The sequence below is a fragment of the Actinoplanes sp. CA-051413 genome, assembly GCF_050955795.1.
GTDB lineage: Bacteria > Actinomycetota > Actinomycetes > Mycobacteriales > Micromonosporaceae > Actinoplanes.
Window position 1 is genome coordinate 7,268,444 of the sequence record NZ_CP192100.1, and the last position, 25,772, is coordinate 7,294,215.

Here is a 25,772-nt window from a genome sequence, read left to right on the forward strand (position 1 = left end):
CGCTCAGGACGCCAGTCCGGCGGCCCACGGGTAGCCCTTGAGGTAGGGATCCGGCTTCACGGGCTCGCCGGAGTTCCACACCTCCTTGATCTGGCCGTCCGGCTGGATCAGGCCGATCCGGGCGGTCTTGTAGACGTGCTGGGTCTCGCCGTCGATGGTCACCTTGCCCTCGGGCAGGTCCAGCGAGATCCCGCCGGCCGCCTTCTTGACCGCCTCGACTTCGATACTGCCCGCCTTGGCGGCCGCGGCGGCCCACAGCTTGACCGCGTTGTAGCCGGCCTCCATCGGATCGGAGGTCACCTTGGTGGCGCCGTACTTCGCCTTGTAGTTCTTGACGAACTCCGTGTTCGTCGCGCCCTCGGTGGTCTGGTAGTAGTTCCAGGCCACCAGGTGACCGGCGATGTTGGCCGGGCCGATACCGCCGACCTCCTCCTCGGCGACGCTGACACTGACCGTCGGCATGGTCTTGTCGGTGAAGCCGGCGCTGCGCAACTGCTTGAAGAAGGCGACGTTGCTGTCGCCGTTGAGGGTGTTGAAGACGACGTCGGGCTTGGCCTGGCCGAGCTTGTTGACGATGGTCGAGTATTCGGTGTTGCCCAGCGGGGTGTACTCCTCACCGGCCACGGTCATGCCGTTCGCTGCCGCGTACGCCTTGATGATCTTGTTGGCGGTGCGCGGGAAGACATAGTCGCTGCCGACCAGGAACACCGACTTCTTGCCCTGCTGCTTGAGATAGTCCAGGGCGGGCACGATCTGCTGGTTGGTGGTCGCGCCGGTGTAGAAGATGTACGGCGAGCTCTCCAGCCCCTCGTACTGCACCGGATACCAGAGCAGGGCCTTGTTGCGTTCGAAGACCGGCAGCATCGCCTTGCGGCTGGCCGAGGTCCAGCCCCCGAAGGTGGTGGCGACCTTGTCCTCGTTGATCAGCTTCTGGGCCTTCTCGGCGAACGTCGGCCAGTCCGAGGCGCCGTCCTCGACGATCGGTTCGAGCTTCTTGCCGAGTACGCCGCCGGCCGCGTTGACCTCCTCGATGGCCAGCAGCTCGGAGTCGCGGACCGTCACCTCGCTGATGGCCATGGTGCCGCTGAGGGAGTGCAGGATGCCGACCTTGATGGTGTCGCCGGAGGAACTGCCGCTCGCCGACGGATCATCGGCGCAGCCGGCCACCGCCAGAGTCGTGGACAGAAAAAGGATGGAGAGAGTCTGGGTCCACTTCGTAGATGACATGGGACTTGTCCCTTCGCCCGCGGGGGGTGGTGCCCCGAAAGCTAGGAACAGCTCATTTCACCCAACGTATTGACACATGTCGAATAAGTTAACGTGACCTCACAGGCCACATAGGATCTTCGGCGCTAGGCTGACGCGGTGCTCAGCGGAATCCTGGTGCCCGGCGGCATCGGCATCGTCCAGACCACCCTGCTGGACCTCGGCTGGGAGGCGCTGAATGACCGGCAGGCCCGCATCGAGCAGGTCACCTGGACGATGCCCGAGGGGCTGATGGAGGTCGGGCCGGAGCCGTTCGTCCGCGCCTGCGTCGCCGCGGCACTGCACCGGCTGGTCCAGCGCGACCCCGACGCCCGGCCGGTGCTGATCGCGAAGTCGCTCGGCACCCACGCCGCGACCCTGGCCGCCGACCTGGAACTGCCGGCGATCTGGCTGACCCCGCTGCTGACCGTCCCGCCCGTGGTGGACGCGATCACCCGCAACCCGGCGCCGCAGCTGCTCATCGGCGGCACCGCGGACCCGTGGTGGGTCCCGGAGGCAGCCCGCTCGACCGGCCAGCAGGTGCTGACCATCCGGGACGCCAACCACTCCCTGCGCGCGCCCGGGACCCTGCGGGACTTCACCGAGACGCTGGGCGTCATCGGCACCGCGATCGAGGACTTCCTGGACGCGCGCTGACGCTTGTCCAGGGTGGGGCTCAGCCGGCGGAGACGATCGGAGTCAGGTCCTCGGCCGGCGGCTGCCACGTGGACGCGTCGGCCTCGACCTGGTCACCCGAGCGGATGTCCTTGATCGTGTCGGCCGCGCCGTCGGCGCCGGGGAACCACACGTACGGGATGCCCCGCCGCTCGGCGAACCGGATCTGCTTGCCGAACTTGGCCGCCGACGGCGCCACCTCGGTGCTGATGCCCCGGCTGCGCAGCGCCCGGGCGATCCGGTCGCAGGCCGGGCGCAGCTCCTCGGCCGGCAACGCGACCACCACGCAGGTCGGCACCGACCGCGAGACGCCCAGCGCGCTCCGGCCGAAGAGCAACCCCAGCATCCGGGAGACGCCGATGGAGATGCCGACGCCCGGGAACCGCTCGTTGCCCGCGGTCGCCAGATTCTCGTAGCGGCCGCCGGAGCAGATCGAGCCGAACCGCTCGTACCCGCGCAGCTGGGTCTCGTAGACCGTGCCCGTGTAGTAGTCGAGCCCGCGGGCGATCTTCAGCTCCGCCCGGATCAGGCCCGGCGCGTGCTCGGTGCCCGCGTCGACGACCCGGACCAGTTCCTCAAGCCCCTCGTCCAGCAACGCGTTGTCGACACCAAGGGCCCGCACCGCGTCCACGAAGGAGGCGTCCTCCGCCGAGATCGATGCCAGCTCCAGGCAGGCCTTGGCCTGGGCGTCGGTGGCCCCGGCCGTCTCGACCAGCAGGGCCGCCACCTTCTCCGGGCCGATCTTGTCGAGCTTGTCGACGGTACGCAGCACCTGATCCGGGTCCTCGAGGCCCAGACCCCGGTAGAAGCCCTCGCACACCTTGCGGTTGTTGACCAGGATCGTGGCCGGCGGGATCGGCAACGACGCGAACGCGTCCCCGATCACCAGCGGCATCTCGGTGTCGTAGTGGAACGGCAGGTTGTCACGGTCGACCACGTCGATGTCGGCCTGCAGGAACTCCCGGTAACGGCCCTCCTGCGGGCGCTCACCCCGCCACACCTTCTGGATCTGATAGCGGCGGAACGGGAACTGCAGCTTGCCGCTGTTCTCCAGCACGAAGCGGGCGAACGGCACGGTCAGGTCGAAGTGCAGGCCGAGGGAGTCGTCGGACGGCGCGCCGGGATCCTCCTGGAGGCGGCGCAGGACGTACACCTCCTTGGAGGTCTCCCCCTTGCGCAGCAACTGGTCCAGCGGCTCGACGGCGCGGGTCTCCAGCGGCGCGAAGCCGTACAGCTCGAAGGTCGCGCGGATCCGCTCGACCACACTCTGCTCGATCATCCGCTGCGCGGGCAGCCACTCCGGGAAGCCGGAGATGGGCGTGGGCTTGCTCATGGTGCTTCTCCTAGCGAAAGTCTCAGAGGCCCCGGCCGGGCGCGGTGGTCAGCTCCCGCAGGTACGGGTTCGCCACGCGCTCGCGGCCGATGGTGGTTTCCGGTCCGTGGCCGGGCAGCACGACGGTGTCGTCGGCCAGCGGCAGGATCTTGTCCCGCAGGCTGGCCAGCATCGTCTCCGTGCTGCCGCCCGGCAGGTCGGTGCGGCCGATCGAACCGGCGAAGAGCACGTCACCGGAGAGGCAGACCTGGTCCGCCTCCCACTGCGAGCCCGCGCCGGGCAGCCGGAAGAGCACCGACCCGCCGGTATGGCCGGGCGCGTGGTCGACGGTGATCTCCAGCCCGGCCAGGCTCAGCGTGGCCCCGTCGGTCAGCTCCGCGACGTCCTCGGGCTCGGTGTACGACAGCCGGCCGCCGAACAACGCGGTCAGATCCATGCTCAGGCCCTTGGCCGGGTCGGCGAGCATCTCCCGGTCGGCGGGATGCACGTACGCCGTGATGCCGCGCGCACCGCAGACCGGCGCGACGGAGAACGTGTGGTCCAGGTGGCCGTGGGTCAGCAGCACCGCGGCCGGGTGCAGCCGGTGCTGGGCCAGCACCTCGTCGAGACGGTCGAGCACGCCGATGCCCGGATCGACCACCAGGCACTGCTCCCCCGGGCCGGCGGCCACGACGTAACAGTTGGTGCCGAAGGCGTCGGCCGGAAAGCCGGTGACGAGCACTGGGCACCCCTCTCTCGCGGTCGGATTCGCCGGTCAAGCCTAGCGGGACACACCGTACGCACCGTGACGGAACCTCGCACACCACATTCCCAGCGGTTACCCGTACACTCTTGCGGGCGTGTGGCGTGGCGCACTGACAAGAGTTTAAGGAAGGGGAGCACTCGGTGGCTTCCAGCAGGGACCGGGCGCGAAAACTGGCGCGGGAGAAGCTCGATCGGCAGCTCGCACGCCGGGCGGGCAGGCAGCGCCGGCGGCGGCAGATCCAGGCCGGGCTCGGTGCGGCACTGGCGCTCGTCCTGATCGTGGGCGGAGTGGCGTGGCTCGGCGGCGCCTTCGACGGCGACGACCCGGTCGACCCGACCGCTTCCGAGGTGTGCGCGTGGACGCCGCAGAACGCCGAGTCGAACCCCGACCTCAAAGACGTCGGTGAGCCGCCGACCAGCGGCATCCCCACCGCGGGCACCCGGCCGATGACGATCACGACCGACCAGGGCGCGCCGATCGTGGTCAGCCTCGACCTGGCTGCCGCGCCGTGCACCAGCGCGAGCCTGAGCTACCTGGCCGGCAAGCAGTTCTTCGACAACACCACCTGCCACGAGATCACCGCCGAGGGCGCGATCCACTGCGGGGACCCGAAGGGCACGGGCCAGGGCGGTCCGACGTACACGGTCTACAACGAGAACACGCCGACGGCCCCCGCTCCGGCGCCCAGCGCATCGGCCGCGGCGACGCCGCAGGAGCCGCTCTACCCCAAGGGCACCGTGGCGATGATCGGCAACCCGCCGGGCGCCAACGGCAGCCAGTTCCTGATCTTCTTCAAGGATTTCACCCCGAAGACGGAACCGCAGTATCCGATCGTCGGAAAGGTCACCGGCGGGCTGGACACGGTCGCCAAGATCGGCAAGATCGCCACCGTGGCGAACAGCGCGGGCGACAAGGTCACCCCGAAGGACAAGATCACGGTACAGAGCATCACTGTCGGCGAGCCCAGCGCAGAGCCCGCCGCCACCGCCCCCTCGGCCGCCCCCTCGGCGTCCAGCGAGTCCTGAGCTTTCCGGACCAGAATCGTCGCAACATATCCCCTCACCGCACCGAGGCATACAGGAGGAACACCGTGTCGTCGATCAAGGACCGGCAGCGCGCGGCGGCGCGGGCCCGGCTGGAGAAGGAGATGGCCGAGCGGGCCACTGCCGCGCGCAAGCGCCGGCAGCGGCAGGCCATCATCGGATCGGCCCTCGCGGTCGTCGTGATCGCGGGCGCCGCGGTGTGGATCGTCGCCGCGCTCGGCAACGACGACGACAAGAAGTCGACCGATGCGGCCGCCCCACCCCCCGGCACCGTGGCCTGCTCATGGATCCCGGAGGACGGCAGCACGGGCAGCAAGGTCAAGGACGTCGGCACGCCGCCGTCGAACGCCCCGAACGTCGGCAAGTCGACCCTCACCATGGACACCAACCTCGGCGCGATCACAGCGGCGGTGGACCTGAGCAAGGCGCCTTGCACCGGTGAGGCGTTCACGTTCCTGGCGAGCAAGAAGTTCTGGGACAACACGAAGTGCCACCGGCTCACGACCGCGGGCATCAAGGTGCTCCAGTGCGGCGACCCGACGGCGACCGGCAAGGGCTGGCGCGAAAGCGACGGCTCCGGCGGGCCCAGCTTCCGCTACGCGGAGGAGAACCTCCCGACGAACGCGAAGCCGGCGTACCCGAAGGGCACGATCGCGATGGCGAAGACGTCCGCGCCGAGCTCGACGGGTAGCCAGTACTTCATCGTGTACGAAGACACCGACCTGCCGCCGGACTACACGGTGCTGGGCACGATCACCAAGGGGCTCGACATCGTCGAGTCGGTTGCCAAGGCCGGTAGTGACAATGCCAATGGTCAGGGGGATGGGCATCCTAAGAAGGAGATCACCATCAAGACTCTGACTATGGCCAAGGGCTGATCTTCTCGGTTTTCCGGAAAGGCGGACCTCCTGTTTTCTGGGGGGCCGCCTTTCTGCTTTTGTTCCGGGTGGGGGCTTGGGGGCGGGGATGGCCCACGCAGCTCGTCAGGCTTGATATCTGCGTGGGCCATCCCCGCCCCAAGCCCGTTGTGGTCCAGGTCTGGGGATTTGCGCGATCATCCCCCGCGCCGCGGCATCCACCGGGTCGCTTCAGCCGCTGCCTCAGCTGTCTGGGCTTTCCGGGGTCCATCCCCACGCAGCACCGAGCACCGGATTTCCTCACCCCAGCCTGGAACTACCCCCGCCCATCCATCGCGCCATCCACCGGATCACCACACCCGGCGCCCCAGCCGCCCCGACCCACCGCCACCCATCCCCACGGCCTCCCACCCATCGCGCCATCCACCGGATCACCTCACCCGGTGCCCTAGTTGCCCGGACCCACCGCCGCCCATCCCCCCGGCCGCCCGTCCACCGTGCCATCCACCGGATCACCTCTCTCGGCGCCCCAGCTGCCCGGACCCACCGCCACCCACCTCCACCGCCGCCCGTCCACCGGATCACCTCACCGGCTCCCCAGGTGCCTGGGCCTTCCTCTCCGCCTGTCCCCCACGCCCGCCCGCACACCGCACTGCCCGGCTGGTTACTTGACGCTCGCCGAGCGAGGCTGCCCGCCCTGTCCCTTGTGCCTTGTCGGATTTGTCCGGCGGATTGACGTCGCGCGAGGACTCGCACAGACACGTTGGGGGCCTCAGCGCACAGCAACCTCTACCACCGGCGGGATGTCGGAGGACTCCAATCGCCGGGCCCGCTGCGCGACGCGCGTTGCGGCGACGGTCCAACCTCGTCGTTCGGCCCAACCCAGTGGCTTGGCACTGCCGGCGGCGCCGCCCTCGGCCCGGCACTGCCAGCGGCGCCGCCCTCGGCCCGGCACGGTCGACGGCGCCGCCTCCGCGAGGCGGCACGACCAAACGGCGCGGCACGGCCAGCGGGCAGCACAAGGCAGCGGTATGCCCAGCCCAGCGGGCATGGCCAAGCCCAGCGGGCGGGGCCCCCAGCGGGGCGGTGCAAGGCAGCAGCATGGCCCAGCGACGCGACGCGGCCCGGCGGGCCGCGCAACGCAGCGCATGGCCCGGCCCTGCGACGCGGCAGGGCCCCGCGGGGGGCGCAACACAGCGGAATGACCCGGCCCAGCGACGCGACGCGACGCCGCCCAGCGGGCCGCGCAACGCAGCGCATAGCCCGGCCCAGCGACGCGGCCCAGCGGGCCGCCCAACGCAGCGCATGGTCCGGCCCTGCGACGCGGCGCGGTCCCGCGGGCCGCGCAACGCAGCGGAATGACCCGGCCCAGCGACACGACGCCGCATGACCAGACGGGCAACGCGGTTCACCGACCCGGCGCGAACCTGCGACGCGATGCGGCCCAGCGGCGCAGCGTCGGGAGCGCAGCTTTCGCGGTGGCCGGGTGGGCAGCCAGAGTCCGTCACCGACGCCGCTAGCGTCGGCAGCAGCGCTTGCTGCATTCCGCCGCCTGCGCCCCCACGGTCCTGCTGCCGGGGCGTGTCCGCGGTCGCTCGGGCCGCAGGCCGGTTAGGCGCCGGAGGTTACGCGGTAGGCGTCGAAGACGCCGTCTACCTTTCGGACTGCTGCTACCAGGTGGCCCAGGTGCTTCGGGTCGGCCATTTCGAAGGTGAAGCGGCTGACCGCCACCCGGTCGCGCGTCGTGGTCACTGTTGCGGACAGGATGTTGACGCGTTCCTCGGACAGCACCCGCGTCACGTCGGCCAGGAGCTTGTGCCGGTCCAGCGCCTCCACCTGGATGGCGACCAGGAATGTCGACGCCGATGTCGGCTTCCAGCTCACCTCGACCACGCGTTCGCTCTGGTCGCGGAGGTCTTCCGCGTTGGCGCAGTCTTCGCGGTGGACGCTGACGCCGCCGGAGCGGGTCACGAAGCCGAACACCGCGTCGCCCGGGACCGGGGTGCAGCAGCGGGCCAGTTTCACCCAGACGTCGCTCACGTCCTTGACGACCACGCCGGGGTCCTGGGCGGTGCTGCGGTTGCGGGGCGGGCGGGTCGCGACGGCCGTTTCGGCGATGTCCTCGACTGCGCCTTCCTCGCCGCCGAAGCCGGCGACCAGCTTCTGCACGACCGACTGGGCGGAGACCGTGTTCTCGCCCACGGCCGCATACAGCGAGGCGACGTCGGCCAGGTGCAGGTCGCGGGCGATGGTCGTCAGGTTGTCGCTCGTCAGCATGCGCTGCAGGGGCAGGCCCTGTTTGCGCATCGCCTTGACGATCGCTTCCTTGCCGTCCTCGATCGCTTCCTCGCGGCGTTCCTTGTTGAAGTACTGGCGGATCTTGGTGCGGGCGCGCGGGCTCTTGACGAAGCCGAGCCAGTCCTGGGTCGGGCCGGCCGTGGCGGACTTCGAGGTGAATATCTCGATGACGTCGCCGTTGGACAGTGTGGACTCCAGCGGCACGAGCTTGCCGTTCACCCGGGCGCCGATGGTCTTGTGGCCGACCTCGGTGTGCACCGCGTACGCGAAGTCGACCGGCGTCGAACCGGTCGGCAGCGGGATGACGTCGCCCTTGGGGGTGAAGACGTACACCTCCTGGCTGGACAGGTCGAAGCGCAGCGCGTCCAGGAACTCGCTCGGGTCGCTCGCCTCGCGCTGCCAGTCCAGCAGCTGGCGCAGCCACGTCATCTCGTCGATGTGCGCGGGCGGGCCGACGATCGTCGCGCCCTTCTGCTCCTTGTACTTCCAGTGCGCGGCGATGCCGAACTCCGCCGTACGGTGCATGGCGAAGGTCCGGATCTGCATCTCGACCGGCTTGCCGGTCGGGCCGATGACCGTCGTGTGCAACGACTGGTACATGTTGAACTTCGGCATCGCGATGTAGTCCTTGAACCGGCCCGGCACCGGCTGCCAGTTCGCGTGGATGACGCCCAGCGCGGCGTAGCAGTCGCGGACCGTGTCGACCAGGATGCGCACGCCGACCAGGTCGTAGATGTCGTTGAAGTCGCGGCCCCGGACGATCATCTTCTGGTAGATCGAGTACAGGTGCTTGGGCCGTCCGGTGGTCTCCGCCTTGATCTTGGCCGACTTCAGGTCGAGCTGCACCCGCTGGGTGACCTGGCGCAGCAGCGCCTCCCGCTGCGGCTGGTGCTCGCCGATCAGGCGGTTGATCTCCTCGAAGCGCTTGGGGAACAGCGTGCCGAAGGCGAGGTCCTCGAGCTCCCACTTGATCGTGTTCATACCGAGGCGGTGGGCCAGCGGTGCGAGGATCTCCAGCGTCTCCTTGGCCTTCTGCTCCTGCTTGGGGCGGGGCAGGAAGGTCAGGGTGCGCATGTTGTGCAGCCGGTCGGCCAGCTTGATCACCAGGACCCGCGGGTCCTTGGCCATCGCGACGACCATCTTGCGGATCGTCTCCGCCTTGGCCGCGTCGCCGAGCTTGACCCGGTCGAGCTTGGTGACGCCGTCGACCAGCAGCGCGACCTCGCCACCGAAGTCGGCCTTCATCTGCTCCAGGCCGTAGTCGGTGTCCTCGATCGTGTCGTGCAGCAGGGCGGCGACCAGCGTCGTGGTGTCCATCCCGAGGTTGGCCAGGATGGTGGCGACCGCGAGCGGGTGCGTGATGTACGGGTCACCTGACTTGCGGTACTGCCCCGAGTGCCAGCGGGCGGCGACGTCGAAGGCCCGCTGCAGCGCCCGCCCGTCCGCCTTGGGGTGGCTGGCCCGGTGGGTCGCGATCAGTGGCTCGAGCACCTCGCTGACCTGGGTGCTCTGCCACGGCGCGTTGAAGCGCGCCAGCCGGGCCCGGACCCGTCGCCCGGTGGGCGCACTGGCCAGCCCGAAGCTGCTGCTCGGCTCGTCGGCCGGGGACAGCGGCTGGGTGGACTCGAGGTCGTGCGTCTCCCCGGTGACCGGGGCCTCGGACTTCGGGGCTTGCTCAGCCTCGGGCGCCTTCGCGCCGGTCGGCTGCACCGTGCCCTCCGTCGGAGGGGCGACGTCGCTGGACACCGGCCTCCTCACACCATCGCCGGGACCACCGGTCGTCCTCGACCGGTCCGGTCCACCACCATTGCTCACCTAGCTGAGAACGTCATCCTACCCGCCCCCACTTCCCGGATGGCCCGGCCCGATCCGCCGAAACCGTGCCACCACCGGGGGCAGATACGGATCAAACGGTCAGCAGAGCATGGACCGTACGCGGGGCCAGCCGCTTGCGGCCGTCGAGAAAGCCCAGCTCCATCAGCACCGTGAAGCCGGAGACCGTGCCGCCGGCCCGTTCGACCAGTTCCAGCGCCGCGCCGGCCGTCCCGCCGGTGGCCAGTACGTCGTCCACCACCAGCACCCGCTGACCAGCCACGAACGCGTCCTCGTGGACCTCGAGGGTCGCCTCGCCGTACTCCAGGGCGTACGAGGCGGAGTGGGTCTTGCGGGGCAGTTTGCCGGCTTTGCGCACTGGCACGACGCCCTTGCCGGTGGCGTAGGCGATGGCCGCGGCGACCACGAAGCCGCGCGCCTCCACGCCCGCCACCACGTCGAACGAGCCGGCCCCGTGGTACGCCACGATTCCGTCGATCACCTGGCGGAACACCGGCCCGTCGGCGAACAGCGGCATCAGGTCCTTGAAGACGATGCCGGGCTTGGGAAAGTCCGGTACGTCCAGCACCCGGCTCGCCACCAGCTCCGCAACCTCGGGACCGCTGTCCCCGCGTACCTCGTCAGTCTGGGTCACGCCGGACAGCCTAGACAGGCCGACGGCCCGCCACCGAAGCGGTGGCGGGCCGTTCTTGAAACGTGGTGCTCAGCGGCGCTTCTGGCCGCCGCTCGGCCGGTTGCCAGCACCCCCGCTACGCGGGTTGTTGCGCTTGGCGGCAGGCCGCACGCCGGGCCGCGGCGTGGAGGAGCCGGCCAGGGCCGGAACCTCTTCGGCCGGGGTCGCACCGGCCGGGCGGTTGCGCTCGCCGCGGGCCACGTCGCCGGAGCGGACCCCGGAACGGCGGGCCAGCACCCGGGCGGTGTGCGCCTTGATCCGCGGCTCATGGTCCTTCAGGGCGGCCAACGTCGGCGCCGCGAACATGATCGAGGACAGGACGCCGAGACCCATGCCGACGAACAGCACCAGGCCGAGGTCCTTCAGCGAACCCGCGCCCAGCAGACCGGCTCCGATGAAGAGCAGACCGCCGACCGGCAGCAGCGCCACCAGACCGGTGTTGATGGAACGCATCAGGGTCTGGTTGACCGCGAGGTTGGTCGCCTCGCTGTACGTCTGGGTGCTGCCCGCGGTGATGCCGCGGGTGTTCTCCTGCACCTTGTCGAACACCACGACCACGTCGTAGAGCGAGAAGCCGAGGATCGTCAGGAAGCCGATCACCGTGGACGGCGTGACCTCGAAGCCGACCAGCGAATAGACGCCCGCCGTCAGCACCAGGTCCAGCAGCAGCGAGGCGACGGCCGCGACCGCCATCCGCCACTCGAAGCGCACGACCAGATAACCGAGCACCAGCACCAGGAAGATGCCCAGACCCAGCAGCGCCTGCTGGGTCACCTGGGTGCCCCAAGCCGCGGAGACCCGGTTGTCGCTGATGTCCTCCGCCGGCACCTTGAGGTCGGCCACCAGCGCGTTCTTGACGGCGGTCGACTCCTCCTGGGTCAGCGCCTCGGTCCGGACCGTGTAGGTAGCGTCCGGCCCGTTGCCGACCTTCTGCGCGGTGCCGATGTCGGCCGCCTCGGCCACGCCGGCGGTCTCGACCGCGCGGGCGACGGCGCTCTGCGCCTCAGGCTGGGTGCCGATGCTGGCCGGGATGACGAACTGGGTGCCGCCGGCGAACTCGATGCCGAGGTGGAAGCCCCGGATCAGGAAGCTGCCCAGGGCGATGAGCACCAGCGCGCCCGCGATCGCGAACCACATCTTGCGGCGACCGACGATGTTCAGGTTCGCCTCGCCACGGTAGAGGCGGTCGGCAAAACCCTTGCTGGCCATGTCAGGCCTCCTTGACGTCGGTCGGGGCGCGCTTGAGGGCGCGGCCGAGGCCGCTGACCCGCGGCGACATGAACGCCTTCGTGTTGGCGAACATCGTCATGATCGGGTGTCGGAAGAGGAACACCACGACCAGGTCGAGGATCGTGGACAGGCCCAGCGCGAAGGCGAAGCCCTTCACCGCGCCGATCGACACGATGTAGAGCACCACCGCGGCCATGATCGTGATGGTGTTCGCGGAGATGATGGTACGCCGCGCACGGGCCCAGGCCCGGGGGACAGCGCTGCGCGCGCTGCGCCCCTCGTGGATCTCGTCCTTGAGTCTCTCGAAGTAGATGACGAACGAGTCCGCCGCCACACCGAGCGAGACGATGAACCCGGCTATGCCGGCCAGGGTGAGCGTGAAGCCCGTGGCCCGGCCCAGCACGACCAGCGCGCCGAAGGTGAGCAGACCCGACAGGATCAGGCTCAGGAAGATGACGGTGCCCAACAGCCGGTAGTAGAAGAACGAGTAGATCGCGACCAGGCCCATACCGATGGCGGCGGCCAGCAGACCGGCCTCGAGCTGCTGCTTGCCCAGCGTCGCGGAGACCGACTGGGTGGCGGCCGGCTCGAAGGTGACCGGCAGCGCGCCGTACTTGATCTGGTCGGCGAGCTCCTTGGCCGAGGCGGCGTCGAACTGGCCGGTGATCTGCGACTGGCCGGTCAGCACGCCCTGGATCTCGGGGGCGGAGATGACCGTCTTGTCGAGCACCACGGCGACGAGGCAGTGCGTCGCGCCGGTGGACAGCGCCTGGGCGGCGGCCACGCAGGTGTCGTTGGCGGCCGGCTGGAACGCCTCACGGGTGAGGGCGGTCCACTTGGCCTGGCCCGGGCCGGTGAAGTCGAGGGAGACGACCCACTGACCCTGCTGCTGGTCGAGCTGCGGGGTGGCGGTGTCGATGTCCTTACCGATGACCTTGGCGGCATCGAGGTACATCTTCGCGCCGCTCTGGCAGGCGACGACCTTCGAGTTGATCGCGTCGATCGCGCCGTTGGGCCGCTTGTCGAGCTGGTTCTCGCAGCCGATGGTCGGGATGTTGAACTGCATCTCCGGCGTCAGGGCGTTGACCTCGGCGCCGGTGAGCGCGCCGAAAGCCTTGAACTGCACGCCGGCCGTCGGATCGGTGGACAGGTCCACCGGGTCGGTCAGCTTCTCGGCCGCGGCCCAGGCCTTCGCACCGACCTTCTTTTCGACGGCCGCGCGCTGCTCCTTGATGTCGGCCGACACCGGGGCCGGTGCCGCCGCGGAGGCGGACGGAGCCGGCGCGGGGGCCGAGGCGGACGGCGCTGGGGCACTCGGGCTCGGTGCCCGCTCCCCGCCACCCTGACCACCGGTGGACGCCGACGGCGCCGCGCTGCCGGTGATCTTCGGAGCCGTGCCGGCGCTCGCGCTGGGCGCGGCCCCGCTCGGCGCGGCGCTCGCGGACGGCGGGTTGGCCGCCACGGCGGCGTTGTCGCCGGTCGCCTTGAGCACCTTGCGGAAGCGCATCTGGGCGGCCTGGCCGACGTTCTTCAGCTGGTCGTCGGCCTCGCCGGCGACGGAGACCACGATGTTGCGGTTGCCCTCGACAACGACCTCGGCCTCGGCCACGCCGAGCGCGTTGACCCGCTGGTCGATGATCTTGCGGGCTTCCTCCATGCTCACCTCGGACGGGGCCTTGCCCGACTCGAGCGAGGCCACGTAGGTCGCCTGGGTGCCGCCGACGAGGTCGAGGCCGAGCTTGGGCTCGATCCGCTCGTGCCAGTCGCCCTTGGCACCCGCGCCGAAGAAGACGAGGGCATAGAGGATGACGAAGAGGAGACCGAGCACGGCGAGCTGCCGCCCGGGATGACTCTGTCCCTGTGGTGGTCGTGCCACGACTGTCGATCTCCTCGTACTTTCGGCCGCGGCGGGAGCGCGCGGCGCTGGGGATGAATCGGGGGGCAGGCGGACGCCGGGCCGGTGGCCCGCCACACAGGCGGGTTTCCGGCCGATTTGCCCGGCGCCGATTATTCACAACAACGAGCCGTCCGGCTGCCCCGCCTCACGGCCTGTCGTACTTTTCCGGTGCGGCCCGCGGTGGGAACGGGCCGCAGCCGTCAGTCCTTGGTCTTGCGGGTCTCGACGACCGGGCTCTCGATCGGCGTCGTCACGCCGGGCTCGGTGACCGGGTCGGCGACGACGGGCTCGTCGTCCGGGACGACCTCGTCGACCGGCGTCTGCCTGACCACCTTGGCGATCGCCGGGCGGGCGAAACGGGCGTTCACCCCGGGCGAGATCTCCACGGTCACGACGTCGTCGGCCACGTCCACCACGGTCGCGTGCAGGCCGCCGATGGTCACGATCTCGTCGCCGGGACCGAGCGCGGACTGCATCTGCTGAGCCTCACGGCGCCGCTTCTGCTGCGGGCGGATCATCATGAAATACATGACGCCGAAGAGCAGGACGATCAGAAGCAATGGCGTGAAACTGCCACCGCCCTGCGCTTGAGCTGCGATAGACACGAAGACGACCTTCCAGACTGGCCCAGGGGCCCGCGGCGCGGCGTGGGGCACACGACGGGGCGATATACACATCCCGCTCGAACGGCGGCGAGTCTAATCCCTCTACCTGGGAAGTAAGTAAGCGGCACACGTCACGTTCACATTACGGAGAGCTTTCGGCGTCCCGGGCGAACAGGTCAGGTTGCTGCGGCATGGTGCCCCGCCCCTCCGGCGGCCGCTTGCCGAGGTGCTGCCAGCCCGCGTCAGTGGCGACCCGCCCCCGCGGCGTACGCGCGAGCAGCCCGGCCCGCACCAGGAACGGCTCACACACCTCCTCGACGGTGTCGGACTGCTCCCCCACCGCCACAGCAAGCGTGGAGAGCCCGACCGGCCCACCCCGGAACGACTCGATCAGCGCGCGCAGCACCGCCCGGTCGAGCCGGTCCAGTCCCAGTTGATCCACGTCGTACACGGTCAGAGCGGCCTTGGCGGTCGCCTCGTCGACGATGCCGTCGCCGCGGACCTCGGCGTAGTCGCGGACCCGGCGCAGCAGCCGGTTGGCGATGCGCGGGGTGCCGCGGGAGCGCCCGGCGATCTCGGCCGCGCCTTCCGGGGTGATCGGCACGCCGAGGATGCGCGCGGAACGGTGCAGCAGCGCGTCGAGGTCGGCGGGCGAGTAGAAGTCCAGGTGGGCGACGAATCCGAAGCGGTCGCGCATCGGCCCGGACAGCAGCCCGGCCCGGGTCGTGGCGCCGATCAGCGTGAACGGCTCCACGTCGAGCGGGATGGCGGTGGCCCCGGGCCCCTTGCCCACGACCACGTCGACCCGGAAGTCCTCCATGGCGCTGTAGAGCAACTCCTCGGCGGGTTTGGCGATGCGGTGGATCTCGTCGATGAACAGCACGTCACCCTCGGCGAGTCCGGTGAGGATGGCCGCGAGGTCGCCGGAGCGTTCGATGACCGGGCCGCTGGTGGTCCGGATGCCGGTGCCCAGCTCGGCGGCCACGATGTTGGCCAGCGTGGTCTTGCCCAGCCCCGGCGGCCCGCTGAGCAGGATGTGGTCGGGCGGGGTGCCGCGGCCCATCGCGCCCTTGAGCAGCAGTTCGAGCTGGTCGCGGACGCGGTGCTGGGCGATGAAGTCGGCCAGCCGGCGGGGCCGGACGCTGGCCTCGGCGTCGAGCTCCTCGTCCTCGGCGAACGGCGAGACGACGTCGCCGGGATCGTCGGTCATCGGGTGCGGCCCAGCAGCCGGATCGCCTGGCGCAGCAGCACCGGCACGGCCGGCACCTCACCGTCGATCGACTCCGCGACCGCGACGACGGCCTGGTCGGCCTGCTGCGCCGACCAGCCGAGCGCGATCACACCCTGGCGCACCTGCTCCTGCCAGCCGCCGCTGAGCGAGCCGGCCACCCCGTCGGGCCCGGTGGACACCGCGCCGATGCGGTCGCGCAGCTCCAGGACCAGTCGTTCGGCGCCTTTCTTGCCGATCCCCGGCACCCGGGTCAGGGTGGCGATGTCCCCACTGGACACCGCGCGGCGGACAACCTCGGGCTGGTGCACGGCAAGCACCGCCTGGGCCAGCCGCGGGCCGACCCCGCTGGCCGTCTGGAGCAGCTCGAACAGGTGCTTCTCGTCGTCGTCGGCGAAGCCGTACAGGGTCAGCGAGTCCTCCCGCACGACCATGCTGGTCGACAGCCGGGCCTCGGCGCCGGCCTTGAGCCCGGCCAGGGTGGCGGGCGCGCACTGCACCTGCAGGCCGACACCGCCGACCTCGATCACGGCACTGTCGGTGGCGATCGCGGCCACCACGCCACGCACGCTGGCGATCATCGTCGGGGTCCTCCCCTGCGAGCGGAGGCGGCGGCCACGGCCGCGGCCTGGATGCGGGCGCGGGTGCCACCGCGCCAGATGTGACAGATCGCGAGGGCCAGGGCGTCGGCGGCATCGGCCGGGCGCGGCGGGGCGTCCAGCCCGAGCAGCCGGGTGACCATGCTGGTGACCTGGGCCTTGCCGGCGGTGCCGGAGCCGGTGACGGCCGCCTTGACCTCGCTGGGCGTGTAGGTCTGCACCGGCAGCCCGGCCCGCGACCCGGCCAGGATGGCGACGGCGCTGGCCTGGGCGGTCCCCATCACGGTACGCACGTTGTGCTGGCTGAAGACCCGCTCGACGGCGACACTGTCGGGCTTGTGCTCGGCGACCAGTTCACCGAGCGACTTGTCCAGGTGCAGCAGCCGCAGCGCGATGTCCTCGTCGGGCTCGGAGTAGACGACGTAGTAGCCGATGAGCTTGCCCGGCCGGCCGGGCACACCCTCGACCACGCCGACGCCGCACCGGGTCAACCCCGGGTCGATGCCGAGCACCCGCACCAGAACTCCCCTCGGACGTGTGTTCGACACCCTATGGGATGGGCCGGGTCCGGCTGCGAGCGACACACACATCTCGATCAAGATCAAAGTCAAGGACATGTCGTGCCTGGTTGCCGATAACTGACCGTCGCTCATTGCTGGACCATGGATGCCGTCCGGCCCGTCAGGGCCGGGCGGCATCTGGGTTCGTCAGGCCATCGCCCACCGTTGCTGCCCCCGGTGTGAGGGCTTGCGTGAGTGTCAGCGAGGTCTGGCGGTCCGGGGACGTCCCGACTGGCGACAGGGCTACTGCGCCGTTGAGCGCCCTCAATTGAGCGTCCGGCAGTGACGGTCCCCGGGACCACCAGATGCTTGTTCCTACTGGATTTGAGCAGCAGGAGAAGCAGCTGTGAGTGTGGCAAGTGCGGCCGGGGCGGCGCCAGTGTTCGCTGGTGTCGACTGGGCCGAAAACAATCACCTCGGGTGTCTGATCGACGCCGACGGCGTGGTCATCGAGCGGGTCACGATCAGCCATGACAAGGCCGGGATCGCCCGGCTGATCACGGTGTTGACCGGCGCGCAGGTCAGCGGGGTCGGGATCGAACGCGGCGACGGGCCACTGGTGTCAGCGCTGCTGACGGCGGGTCTGACGGTGTTCGTGATCGCACCGTCGCAGGTCAAAGCCCTGCGCGGCCGGTATGGCTCGGCCGGGAACAAGGACGACCGCTTCGATGCGTTCGTGCTGGCCGATGTGGTGCGCACCGACCGGCGCCGCCTCACACCCCTGGTCCCCGACCGGGCCGACACGAGCACGGTGCGGGCGTTGGTGCGTGCCCGCAAGGACCTGGTCGGGCATCGGATCGCGGTGGCCAATCAGCTGCGGGCGCATCTGCTGACCGTGCTGCCCGCCGTGGTCGGGTTGTTCGCCGAGCTGGACGCGCCGGTATCGCGGGCGTTTCTGGCCGACTTCGGCACCCAGGACGCTGTGGACGCCCTCACCGAAGACCACCTCGCGGGATGGTTGCGGGGGCGGCGTTACACCCGCAAACCCGCCGCCGTGCTGCTGCAGCAGCTCCGCAGCGCTGTCCCGGGTGTCACCGGCCCGGCCGGGCAGGCCCTGGCCGGGATCACCCGCGCCTACCTGGCCGCCCTGGACGCGGTCATGGCCCAGATCGACGCCCTCGAACAGCAGATCGCTGTGGCACTCGCTGCGCATCCCGACGCGGCGATTTTCACGTCTCTGCCGCGGGCCGGGACGGTGCGCGCGGCCCGGCTGCTGGCCGAGATCGGTGACTGCCGGGCCCGGTTCCCGACCGCGGCCGCCCTGGCCGGGCTGGCCGGGGTCACCCCGTCAACCCGGCAGTCCGGTCACACCCGCATCGTGGCGTTCCGCTGGGCCGTCGACAAACAACTGCGCGACGCGGTCTGTGACTTCGCCGGCGACAGCCGCCGCGACAATGCTTGGGCCGCACACCTGTATGCCCAGGCCCGCGCCCGAGGGAAGAACCACAACCACGCCGTCAGGATCCTGGCCCGTGCCTGGCTCACCGTGATCTACCGATGCTGGACCACCCACACCCCCTACCAGCCAGCCCAACATCGCGCCCTGCAAACCCTCCTCGAACAAGATCCACAACCGGTTGGTTGACACAGGGCACTCCCGCCGAGACCGGGCGAGGGCGGCCAATCGCCTGGCGGCTCATGAACGGCCACCCTCGCCCTGCCGGCTGATTGCATGGCCAAGGTGGTCTTGGTGGTCGTCTTGCGCCGGGTCGGCGGTGCGCCGACCATGGGGGTCGGGAGGTCACCATGGCTTACCTGATCCCGCCGATGGAGGACGAGACTCCGCCGGAGTTCATCGCCTTCGTGGCCGCGCGGCGCGACATGCTGCTGGACGAGGCGGCCCGGCTGATCGGCGGCGACCGCTCGGCGCCGGAGCTGTGCATGCAGGTGCTGACCGACCTGGCCGGCCGGTGGCGCTGGCTGACCTGGATCAGCCGCCTCACCCACCGCGACGCCGCAGCGCAACACCTGGACCGCCGCCTCACAGCCAGGACGAAGCAGTGGCGCGAGGACCAGATCTACCCGGTCGAGGTGAGCGTCCTCCGAGAGAACGCCGTGCCGGAGAGGGCCCTGGAGCCGGTCGGCGCGCCGGCGACGACCGCCCTGTATGAACGCCCGCCGACCCCACCGGAAGAGTCCCTGGCCCAGCAACTGGCCTACTTCCTCCCATCGACAATCCGCGCCGGCTCAGAGGTGGTGGCGGACGCGGAAATCGCCTGGGTGCACGCCTACCGCCGCTACCTGTGGCACCGCTACCTCCGAATGGGCGGCGGCATGGTGCTGCTGGTCGGCGGCATGGTCCAGTTCATGTCCCAGTTCTCCGCCACCACCTGAGCGGTCAGCGGGCGCGGTATTCCGCCTCGAGCTCGGACAGCAGGAGGCTGCGCTCGCGCACGTAGGCGGGCTTGTCGCCGGAGTGAGTCAGGATGTGGACGAGAACAAGCGCGTCGTCGTCGGCGCGGTCGGGCGTCTGCTCGACGATCCAGTACTCCGGGATGCCGCGCTGGGCATACCAGGCCATCTTGTCGGTGTGCTCGCCGTTGCGCGAATTTTCCGACACGATCTCGATGACCAGGCGGTACGCCGAACCGGGCAGATTCGAATACGACGCCAGGCCCGGTGGCAGGACGTCGACGACGCCGAGATCGGGAAGACGGTTGTCCCGTGGCCGGTCGCCCAGCACGCCAGGATCCTGAAAGACCTGCAGCCCGGCCGTGTGCAGCAGCAGGAACAGCCGGCCCGCCATCGCCTTGTGCCAGAAGGTCGACGGCGTCATGATGACGAGGTTTCCCTCGTGCAGCTCGTAGCGGTAACCCTCGGGCAGGGTGAGGAGGTCGTCGACATCAATGCTCTCGATCGGCGGCAGATTGAGACTCGTCATCACAAGCACCCCCTCACCCTACTGGTCGCGTGACTAGCTGTCACGCGTCAATGGCTGCCATCACTTCGTCGCTCACGTCGAGGTTTGCGTAGATGTTCTGCACGTCGTCGCAGTCCTCGAGGACGTCGATGAGTTTGAAGCACTTGCGGGCCGCTTCCTCGTCCACCGGGACCGTCATGGTCGGGACCAGGGAGGATTCCGCCGAGTCGTACTCGATGCCGGCTTCCTGCAGTGCCGTGCGGACCGCCACCAGGTCGGTCGGCTCGCTGACCACCTCGAACGCCTCGCCCAGGTCGTTGATCTCGTCGGCGCCCGCGTCCAGGACCGCCAGCATGAGGTCGTCCTCGGACAGGCCGGCCTTCGGGACGATGATCACGCCCTTGCGGTTGAACAGGTACGACACGCTGCCGGCGTCGGCGAAGGTGCCGCCGTTGCGGGTCAGGGCCGTACGGACCTCGGTCGCCGCGCGGTTGCGGTTGTCGGTCAGGCACTCGATCAGCAGCGCCACGCCGTTGGGGCCGTAGCCCTCGTACATGATGGTCTGCCAGTCGGCGCCGCCGGCTTCCAGGCCGGAGCCGCGCTTGACGGCGTTTTCGATGTTGTTGTTCGGGACCGAACTCTTCTTGGCCTTCTGAATGGCGTCGTAGAGCGTCGGGTTGCCGGCCGGGTCACCACCGCCCGTGCGGGCCGCGACCTCGATGTTCTTGATCAGCTTGGCGAACATCTTGCCGCGCTTGGCGTCGACGACAGCTTTCTTGTGCTTCGTCGTCGCCCATTTGGAGTGGCCGGACATACAAAACCTCCGTGTTAACCGTGCGTCTTCGGCCTGCCCTTCCAACCGCCCCGCCGCCGCCCCCTAACGGGCTGAGGACTGACGAACGATCTCGACGAAGTACCGGTGGACGCGGAGGTCGCCGGTGAGCTCCGGGTGGAAAGCCGTGGCGAGCAGGTTGCCCTGCCGAACGGCGACAATCCTACCGGCGGCCGGCCCGGACGTGACGTGGCCCAGCACGCTGACTTCCGCGCCGACCTCCTCGACCCAGGGGGCGCGGATGAAAACGGCGTGGAAGTCGTCACCGGGAATGTCGTCGATGGCCACGTCGGCCTCGAACGAGTCGACCTGCCGCCCGAACGCGTTGCGCCGCACGGTCATGTCGATCCCGGCGAACGACTCCTGGTCGGGCCGCCCGTCCAGCACGGTCGTGGCCAGCATGATCATGCCGGCGCAGGAGCCGTAGACAGGCATCCCGCCGGCGATGCGCTTGCGGATCGGCTCGAGCAGCCCGAACGTGATGGCCAGGTTGCTCATGGTGGTGGACTCACCGCCGGGAATCACCAGCGCGTCGACGGCGTCGAGCTCCTCTGGCCGGCGGACGGGCCGGGCCAGGGCGTCGCACTCCGCGAGCGCGGACAGGTGTTCCCGCACGTCGCCCTGGAGGGCGAGCACTCCGATGTTCATGCAACCCTCGAAATCGTAGGTTTTCGCCACTCACGCAGCAGGAAGGGCGCAGGGTCCTGTTCTGGAGCGACAGCTCCTCGGGGCCCTGCGCCCGGCCTCGGCGGGAGCGACGGTCAGCACAATGCAACCAGGCACGACACCTGGATTTTGACGTTGAGGCCTACCAACCCCGCTCGGCGAGCCGGTGCGGCTGCGGGATCTCCTCGACGTTGATGCCGACCATGGCCTCACCCAGCCCGCGCGAAACCTTGGCGATCACGTCGGGGTCGTCGTGGAAAGTGACGGCCTTGACGATCGCGGCGGCGCGCTGGGCGGGATTGCCGGACTTGAAGATGCCGGAGCCGACAAAAACGCCCTCGGCGCCGAGCTGCATCATCATCGCCGCGTCGGCCGGGGTGGCGATGCCGCCCGCGGTGAACATGACAACCGGCAGCTTGCCCGCCGCGGCGACCTCCTTGACCAGGTCATACGGCGCCTGCAACTCCTTGGCCGCGACGAACAGCTCATCCTCGGCCAGCGACGTCAGCCGGCGGATCTCACCGCGGATGGTGCGCATGTGCGTGGTGGCGTTCGAGACGTCGCCCGTGCCGGCCTCACCCTTGGAGCGGATCATGGCCGCCCCCTCGGTGATCCGCCGCAACGCCTCCCCAAGATTGGTGGCGCCACAGACGAAAGGCACGGTGAAAGCCCACTTGTCGATGTGGTTGGCGTAGTCGGCCGGCGTCAGCACCTCGGACTCGTCGACATAGTCGACGCCGAGCGACTGCAACACCTGCGCCTCGACGAAATGGCCGATCCGAGCCTTGGCCATGACCGGGATGGAAACTGCGCTGATGATCCCGTCGATCATGTCGGGGTCACTCATCCGCGAAACGCCGCCCTGGGCCCGGATGTCCGCCGGCACCCGCTCCAACGCCATGACCGCGACAGCACCGGCATCCTCAGCGATCTTGGCCTGCTCCGACGTGACCACATCCATGATCACACCACCCTTGAGCATCTCGGCCATCCCCCGCTTCACGCGAGCGGTACCGGTGAGGGACGTGGGGCTCTCAGAGCTGGACACAGCGAAGACTCCTTAAAGGGGTTGATCTCGCCCCGATTTTACGGCGGTCGGGGGGTGCCACCGATGGCCAATCGACCCCTAGGTGGCCTGCTCCAGCTTCTTTCCTTTCCCCTTTTTTCAAGATCAAATTCTGGGTCGTGGCTGGGTGGGGGGTGCTGGACGTCGCTCACGCCGAGGTCGGTCGCTTCGCTCCCAACCTTGTGCGGGACCACTCGCCCTTGCCCGCACTGCGGGCAAACCCCGGCTACGCCTCCAGGCCTGTCTGCGCTTCGCGCAGCTCCGCGAGGGCGGGTGGTGCGGTGCTTAGGTGTGGCCTTGCGGTGCGGGGTGGCGCGATTTGGCTGGCTGGCCCGGCCGCCAGGCCAGCCGAGAGGGCGAGCGACTGGCCTGGCGGCTGCCCCGGGCGGCGGGGCAGCCCGGCCGCCCGGATGGCATGGCAGTCCGGCTGGCGGGGGTGGCGCGGCCCGGCTGGCAGGACGGCCCGACTGGCGAGGCGGCTGGGCTAGCGAGGCGGCCGGGCTGCGATGCGGCCGGGCTGGTGGAGTTGCCCGGCTGATCAAGCCTGGCTAGCAGGCCGGCGGAGCGGCTGGGTGGCGAAGCGGCCTGCTGGCAGGACGGCCGAGCGGCCGAGCTGGCGGGGCTGGCGGGCCGGCGGGCCGGCGGGGTGGCGGGGTCGACGGGCCGGCGGGGTGGCGGGGTGGCGGGGTCGGCGGGGTGGCGGGGTCGGCGCGGTCGGCGGGCGGGCGGGCGGGGTGGCCGGCGGTCGCTCGGCTAGCCGGGGTGGCGGGGTGGTCCAGGTGGCAGAGCGGCAGAGCTGACGGAGCGGCCAAGTTGGCGGGGTGGCGGGGTGGCTCAGCTGGCTTGATTGGGGAACAGTCCAGCGAGCGGGATGGCGGGGCAGCCCAGCTGACGAGGCGAGGCGGCCCAGCTCGCGGAGACCTCGGGGCGGCAGCGCGGCCCCAACCGGGGATGCTCGACGGGCACAGCTGGCGAGGCGGGAGGGGTGGGGCTGGAGCGGCTGGGATGCGAAGCGGCTGAGGTGCGGAGCGGTTGCGGCACGGCACAGCGCGGGTCGGCCGACGAGCGGAATGATGTTAGTTGGAGCGGCTCGGCCACCCGGCTGGCGGGCGGCGGAGAGGCGGAAAGCCCGGGTTGGTGGGACGGGCTCGGCTGGTGGGGCGGACTGGGCTGGTGGGGCGGCGCGCGCTAAGCGGGTTCGGCTGACGGGGTGGCAGCGCGGCCCGGCGGGCGGGGCGGCGCCGCCGGCCAGCGGGCGAGCGAGGGACGGGCGGGCTGAAGCGGGTCGAATCGGATCTGCTGGTAGATCTTGGTAAGAATTGGCCGTTATAGGGGTCAATTCTTACCAAGATCTACTGGCGCCCACGGAACCACGCAACACAAACGGGCGCGGGTTGCGCGCAAAAAGGGCCGCCCGGAGGGCGGCCCTTTTTCGATGCTCGGGAGATCAACCGATCAGGGTCGGGATCTTCTCGAACAGCTGCGTCGTGAACGTGACCATCTCGTGCAACATCCAGTTACCCGAGAACAGGATCGCCGCACCCACACCCACAGCCTTCGGGACGAACGACAACGTCGCCTCCTGGATCTGAGTCACCGACTGGAACAACGAGATCGCAAAACCGATCAGCAGCGCGGTCAACAGCACCGGCGCGCACATCTTCGCGGCGATGGTCATGGCCTGCAGCCCCAGCTCAACGATCTGCGTATCCGTCATGCCATCCCCTTCGGGCTCCCGCCCAAGCCGGGGAGCGCAGAACGGGGGCGCCACGGTTGCCGTTCGGTTCAGGCGGTCGGAAACCTCAAGTCGAGACCGGGACCGGGGGCTCCGGGGCTGGGCGCTGCGTCACCGTCAGTGGCTCCGGGAGGTACGGCTCGACGATCTCGAAGTAGCGGGGGCGTTCGTAGTGCCGGGCCATCCGGAGCATGCGGACCAACGGCCTTCTGCGGGCTGTCAGCGCGTCGCGTACCAGGTCGGTGTGCACCTGACGGGCCAGCACCACCCGGCGGCTCGTTGCCACCAGGGTGCGGGTCGACGGGTCGGTGCCGGTCAGGCGGACGGCCTGGAGCTGGCGGGTCAGGTCGTTCTCCGCTGCCTCGCGTTCGTCGGGCTCCGCGTCGAGGGCCAGGCGTGCGGCCGCGTACAGCTCGATGAAGTCGGTGTTTTCCGCCACCACGGCCGCGGCGGCTGCTCGGCGGAGCAGGTGGGCGTCCAGGGCGCGGGTTGCTGAGGCGGCGCGGACGTGGACCCGTTCGACGCGGTGGGCCGTCCAGGCCAGGTACGCCGACAGCACAGCCGCCACCGCGAGCGCACCCATGACCCACCACATGCGGGGCATCGTAGTGCCGTTTTGTGTCGGAGAGTTACGTCCCGGAGCGTGGTTCGGCCCACTCTTCGTCAAAAACGCGACCGTCCGTAGCCTCGATCGCCGTCGCGTATACCTCCAGTACACGGTTGGCTACGCTGGGCCAGTCGAAGGCCTTCACGACCTCGCGGGCGCATTCGGCCAGCAGGGTCCGGCGTTGCGGGTCGTCCAGCAACTCGGCCAGCATCGCGGTCAATGCCTCGGTGTCGCCGGTCGGGAAGAGCGCCCCGGCCCGACCACCGTCGAGGACCCGGCGGAACGCGTCGAGGTCACTGGCCGCGATCGTCGCGCCGGCCGCCATCGCCTCGGTGAGGATCATGCCGAACGACTCGCCGCCGGTGTTCGGGGCCACGTAGATGTCCACGCTGCGCAGCATCCGGGCCTTGTCGGCCTCGCTGACCAGGCCCAGGAACTCGACCCGGGGGTGCAGGTCGGCCGGGATGTCGTCGTACAGGTCGCCGCGGTCACCGGGGCCGGCCACCAGCAGGCGCAGGCCGGGCCGTTGCCGGGCGAGCGTGACGAACGCCGTACGCAGCAGCTCGAAGCCCTTGCGCGACTCGGTGAAGCGGCCCAGGAAGCCCAGCGTGCCGCCCTCGCCCGGCCAGCCCGGCAGGGCCCGGGCGGTGGCGAACTTGGCCACCGCCACCCCGTTCGGGATCTCCACCGCGCCGCCGCCGATGTGCTCGACCTGCACCTTTCGGGCCAGTTCGCTGACCGCGATGCGGGCGGTGATCTTCTCGACCACCGGCTGGAGGAAGCCCTGGGCCGCGGCCAGCGCCCGGGAGCGGACCATCGCGGTGTGGAAGGTGGCCACGACCGGGCCGCGCGCGGACAGCACCGCCAGCAGCGACAGGCTCAGCGTCAGCGGCTCGTGCACGTGCAGCACGTCGAACTGGCCGCGGGCCAGCCAGCGGCGGACCCGCGCGGTCGACACCGGGCCGAAGGCGATCCGGGCCACCGAGCCGTTGTACGGCAGCGCCATCGCCCGCCCCGCCGCCACCACGTACGGCGGCAGCTCCGCATCCTCGTCCGCCGGCGCCAGCACGCTGACCTCGTGCCCGAGCGTGATCAGGGCCTCGGCGAGGTCGACGATGTGGTTCTGCACGCCGCCCGGCACGTCGAACGAGTACGGCGAGACGATCCCGATCCGCACGCTGCCCC

The 25,772-nt window shown here is 70.0% G+C and carries 23 protein-coding genes; 5 read left to right on the top strand and 18 right to left on the bottom strand.

All coding sequences use genetic code 11. The features are described 5' to 3' along the window. Window positions 1-3 precede the first annotated feature (3 nt). A complete protein-coding gene (urtA, locus tag ACQP2Y_RS34200; protein WP_433720038.1) occupies window positions 4-1,227 on the bottom strand; it encodes an urea ABC transporter substrate-binding protein in 1,224 nt (407 codons plus the stop codon). Between the two features lie 138 nt (window positions 1,228-1,365). Here urtA and ACQP2Y_RS34205 point away from each other — a divergent pair, with 138 nt between their 5' ends. Then, on the top strand, window positions 1,366-1,902 hold the full coding sequence (locus tag ACQP2Y_RS34205; RefSeq protein WP_433720040.1) for an alpha/beta hydrolase: 537 nt from the start codon (window positions 1,366-1,368) through the stop codon (window positions 1,900-1,902). Between the two features lie 19 nt (window positions 1,903-1,921). Here ACQP2Y_RS34205 and hisS read toward each other — a convergent pair whose 3' ends face one another. Then, entirely contained in the window at window positions 1,922-3,253 is a 1,332-nt protein-coding gene (hisS, locus tag ACQP2Y_RS34210; RefSeq protein ID WP_433720042.1) for a histidine--tRNA ligase, read from the bottom strand. A 22-nt stretch (window positions 3,254-3,275) separates the two neighbouring features. Next, on the bottom strand, window positions 3,276-3,974 hold the full coding sequence (locus ACQP2Y_RS34215) for an MBL fold metallo-hydrolase (RefSeq protein ID WP_360820054.1): 699 nt from the start codon (window positions 3,972-3,974) through the stop codon (window positions 3,276-3,278). Between the two features lie 164 nt (window positions 3,975-4,138). Between ACQP2Y_RS34215 and ACQP2Y_RS34220 the strand changes: the two genes are divergently transcribed. Both ACQP2Y_RS34220 and ACQP2Y_RS34225 read left to right on the top strand, forming a co-directional pair. Further along, a complete protein-coding gene (locus ACQP2Y_RS34220) occupies window positions 4,139-5,023 on the top strand; it encodes a peptidylprolyl isomerase (RefSeq protein WP_433720043.1) in 885 nt (294 codons plus the stop codon). A 65-nt stretch (window positions 5,024-5,088) separates the two neighbouring features. Then, window positions 5,089-5,919: a peptidylprolyl isomerase gene (locus tag ACQP2Y_RS34225; RefSeq protein WP_433720045.1), complete on the top strand. Its 831-nt coding sequence runs from the start codon at window positions 5,089-5,091 to the stop codon at window positions 5,917-5,919. Between the two features lie 1,590 nt (window positions 5,920-7,509). On the opposite strand, the gene ACQP2Y_RS34230 is transcribed toward ACQP2Y_RS34225, so the two are convergent. The 8 genes from ACQP2Y_RS34230 to ruvC all read right to left on the bottom strand — a co-directional run bounded on the left by ACQP2Y_RS34230 (window position 7,510) and on the right by ruvC (window position 16,779). Beyond that, complete coding sequence (locus ACQP2Y_RS34230) at window positions 7,510-9,942, bottom strand: RelA/SpoT family protein (RefSeq protein WP_433720047.1); 2,433 nt, start codon at window positions 9,940-9,942, stop codon at window positions 7,510-7,512. A 160-nt stretch (window positions 9,943-10,102) separates the two neighbouring features. Further along, on the bottom strand, window positions 10,103-10,663 hold the full coding sequence (locus ACQP2Y_RS34235) for an adenine phosphoribosyltransferase (protein WP_433720049.1): 561 nt from the start codon (window positions 10,661-10,663) through the stop codon (window positions 10,103-10,105). Window positions 10,664-10,732: 69 nt separating this feature from the next. Then, window positions 10,733-11,911, bottom strand: coding sequence for a protein translocase subunit SecF (gene secF / locus ACQP2Y_RS34240; RefSeq protein ID WP_433720050.1), 1,179 nt, complete (start codon window positions 11,909-11,911; stop codon window positions 10,733-10,735). Between the two features lies 1 nt (window position 11,912). Next, the gene (secD, locus tag ACQP2Y_RS34245; protein WP_433720051.1) at window positions 11,913-13,808 is read right to left on the bottom strand and encodes a protein translocase subunit SecD; all 1,896 of its coding nucleotides are present in this window, start codon (window positions 13,806-13,808) and stop codon (window positions 11,913-11,915) included. Window positions 13,809-14,029: 221 nt separating this feature from the next. Further along, on the bottom strand, window positions 14,030-14,434 hold the full coding sequence (yajC, locus tag ACQP2Y_RS34250) for a preprotein translocase subunit YajC (protein WP_433720052.1): 405 nt from the start codon (window positions 14,432-14,434) through the stop codon (window positions 14,030-14,032). Between the two features lie 142 nt (window positions 14,435-14,576). Then, a complete protein-coding gene (gene ruvB / locus ACQP2Y_RS34255; protein ID WP_433720054.1) occupies window positions 14,577-15,644 on the bottom strand; it encodes a Holliday junction branch migration DNA helicase RuvB in 1,068 nt (355 codons plus the stop codon). Beyond that, on the bottom strand, window positions 15,641-16,243 hold the full coding sequence (ruvA, locus tag ACQP2Y_RS34260; RefSeq protein ID WP_212990632.1) for a Holliday junction branch migration protein RuvA: 603 nt from the start codon (window positions 16,241-16,243) through the stop codon (window positions 15,641-15,643). The genes ruvB and ruvA overlap by 4 nt, the downstream gene beginning before the upstream one ends. Then, complete coding sequence (gene ruvC, locus ACQP2Y_RS34265) at window positions 16,240-16,779, bottom strand: crossover junction endodeoxyribonuclease RuvC (RefSeq protein ID WP_360819574.1); 540 nt, start codon at window positions 16,777-16,779, stop codon at window positions 16,240-16,242. Before ruvC ends, ruvA begins: the two co-directional genes overlap by 4 nt. Before the next feature lie 388 nt (window positions 16,780-17,167). Here ruvC and ACQP2Y_RS34270 point away from each other — a divergent pair, with 388 nt between their 5' ends. Both ACQP2Y_RS34270 and ACQP2Y_RS34275 read left to right on the top strand, forming a co-directional pair. Continuing rightward, complete coding sequence (locus ACQP2Y_RS34270) at window positions 17,168-18,406, top strand: IS110 family transposase (protein ID WP_433720057.1); 1,239 nt, start codon at window positions 17,168-17,170, stop codon at window positions 18,404-18,406. Between the two features lie 161 nt (window positions 18,407-18,567). After that, a complete protein-coding gene (locus tag ACQP2Y_RS34275; RefSeq protein WP_433720059.1) occupies window positions 18,568-19,155 on the top strand; it encodes a hypothetical protein in 588 nt (195 codons plus the stop codon). Between the two features lie 4 nt (window positions 19,156-19,159). On the opposite strand, the gene ACQP2Y_RS34280 is transcribed toward ACQP2Y_RS34275, so the two are convergent. The 7 genes from ACQP2Y_RS34280 to ACQP2Y_RS34310 form a co-directional block, all read right to left on the bottom strand. Beyond that, the gene (locus ACQP2Y_RS34280; RefSeq protein ID WP_433720061.1) at window positions 19,160-19,702 is read right to left on the bottom strand and encodes a Uma2 family endonuclease; all 543 of its coding nucleotides are present in this window, start codon (window positions 19,700-19,702) and stop codon (window positions 19,160-19,162) included. 40 nt (window positions 19,703-19,742) lie between these two features. Continuing rightward, window positions 19,743-20,495, bottom strand: coding sequence for a YebC/PmpR family DNA-binding transcriptional regulator (locus tag ACQP2Y_RS34285; protein ID WP_433720062.1), 753 nt, complete (start codon window positions 20,493-20,495; stop codon window positions 19,743-19,745). Window positions 20,496-20,558: 63 nt separating this feature from the next. Next, window positions 20,559-21,161 (bottom strand): pyridoxal 5'-phosphate synthase glutaminase subunit PdxT, encoded by a 603-nt coding sequence (gene pdxT / locus ACQP2Y_RS34290; RefSeq protein WP_433720064.1) that lies wholly within the window; start codon window positions 21,159-21,161, stop codon window positions 20,559-20,561. A gap of 160 nt (window positions 21,162-21,321) precedes the next feature. Then, the gene (gene pdxS, locus ACQP2Y_RS34295; RefSeq protein ID WP_433720066.1) at window positions 21,322-22,170 is read right to left on the bottom strand and encodes a pyridoxal 5'-phosphate synthase lyase subunit PdxS; all 849 of its coding nucleotides are present in this window, start codon (window positions 22,168-22,170) and stop codon (window positions 21,322-21,324) included. A 1,522-nt stretch (window positions 22,171-23,692) separates the two neighbouring features. Beyond that, window positions 23,693-23,962 carry a flagellar biosynthesis protein FliQ gene (gene fliQ, locus ACQP2Y_RS34300; protein ID WP_360542727.1) on the bottom strand — a complete coding sequence of 90 codons (270 nt, stop codon included), beginning with the start codon at window positions 23,960-23,962 and terminating at the stop codon, window positions 23,693-23,695. Between the two features lie 85 nt (window positions 23,963-24,047). After that, window positions 24,048-24,584, bottom strand: coding sequence for a hypothetical protein (locus tag ACQP2Y_RS34305; RefSeq protein WP_433720068.1), 537 nt, complete (start codon window positions 24,582-24,584; stop codon window positions 24,048-24,050). A gap of 25 nt (window positions 24,585-24,609) precedes the next feature. Then, a complete protein-coding gene (locus ACQP2Y_RS34310; RefSeq protein ID WP_433720069.1) occupies window positions 24,610-25,764 on the bottom strand; it encodes a glycosyltransferase family 4 protein in 1,155 nt (384 codons plus the stop codon). Window positions 25,765-25,772: the final 8 nt, after the last annotated feature.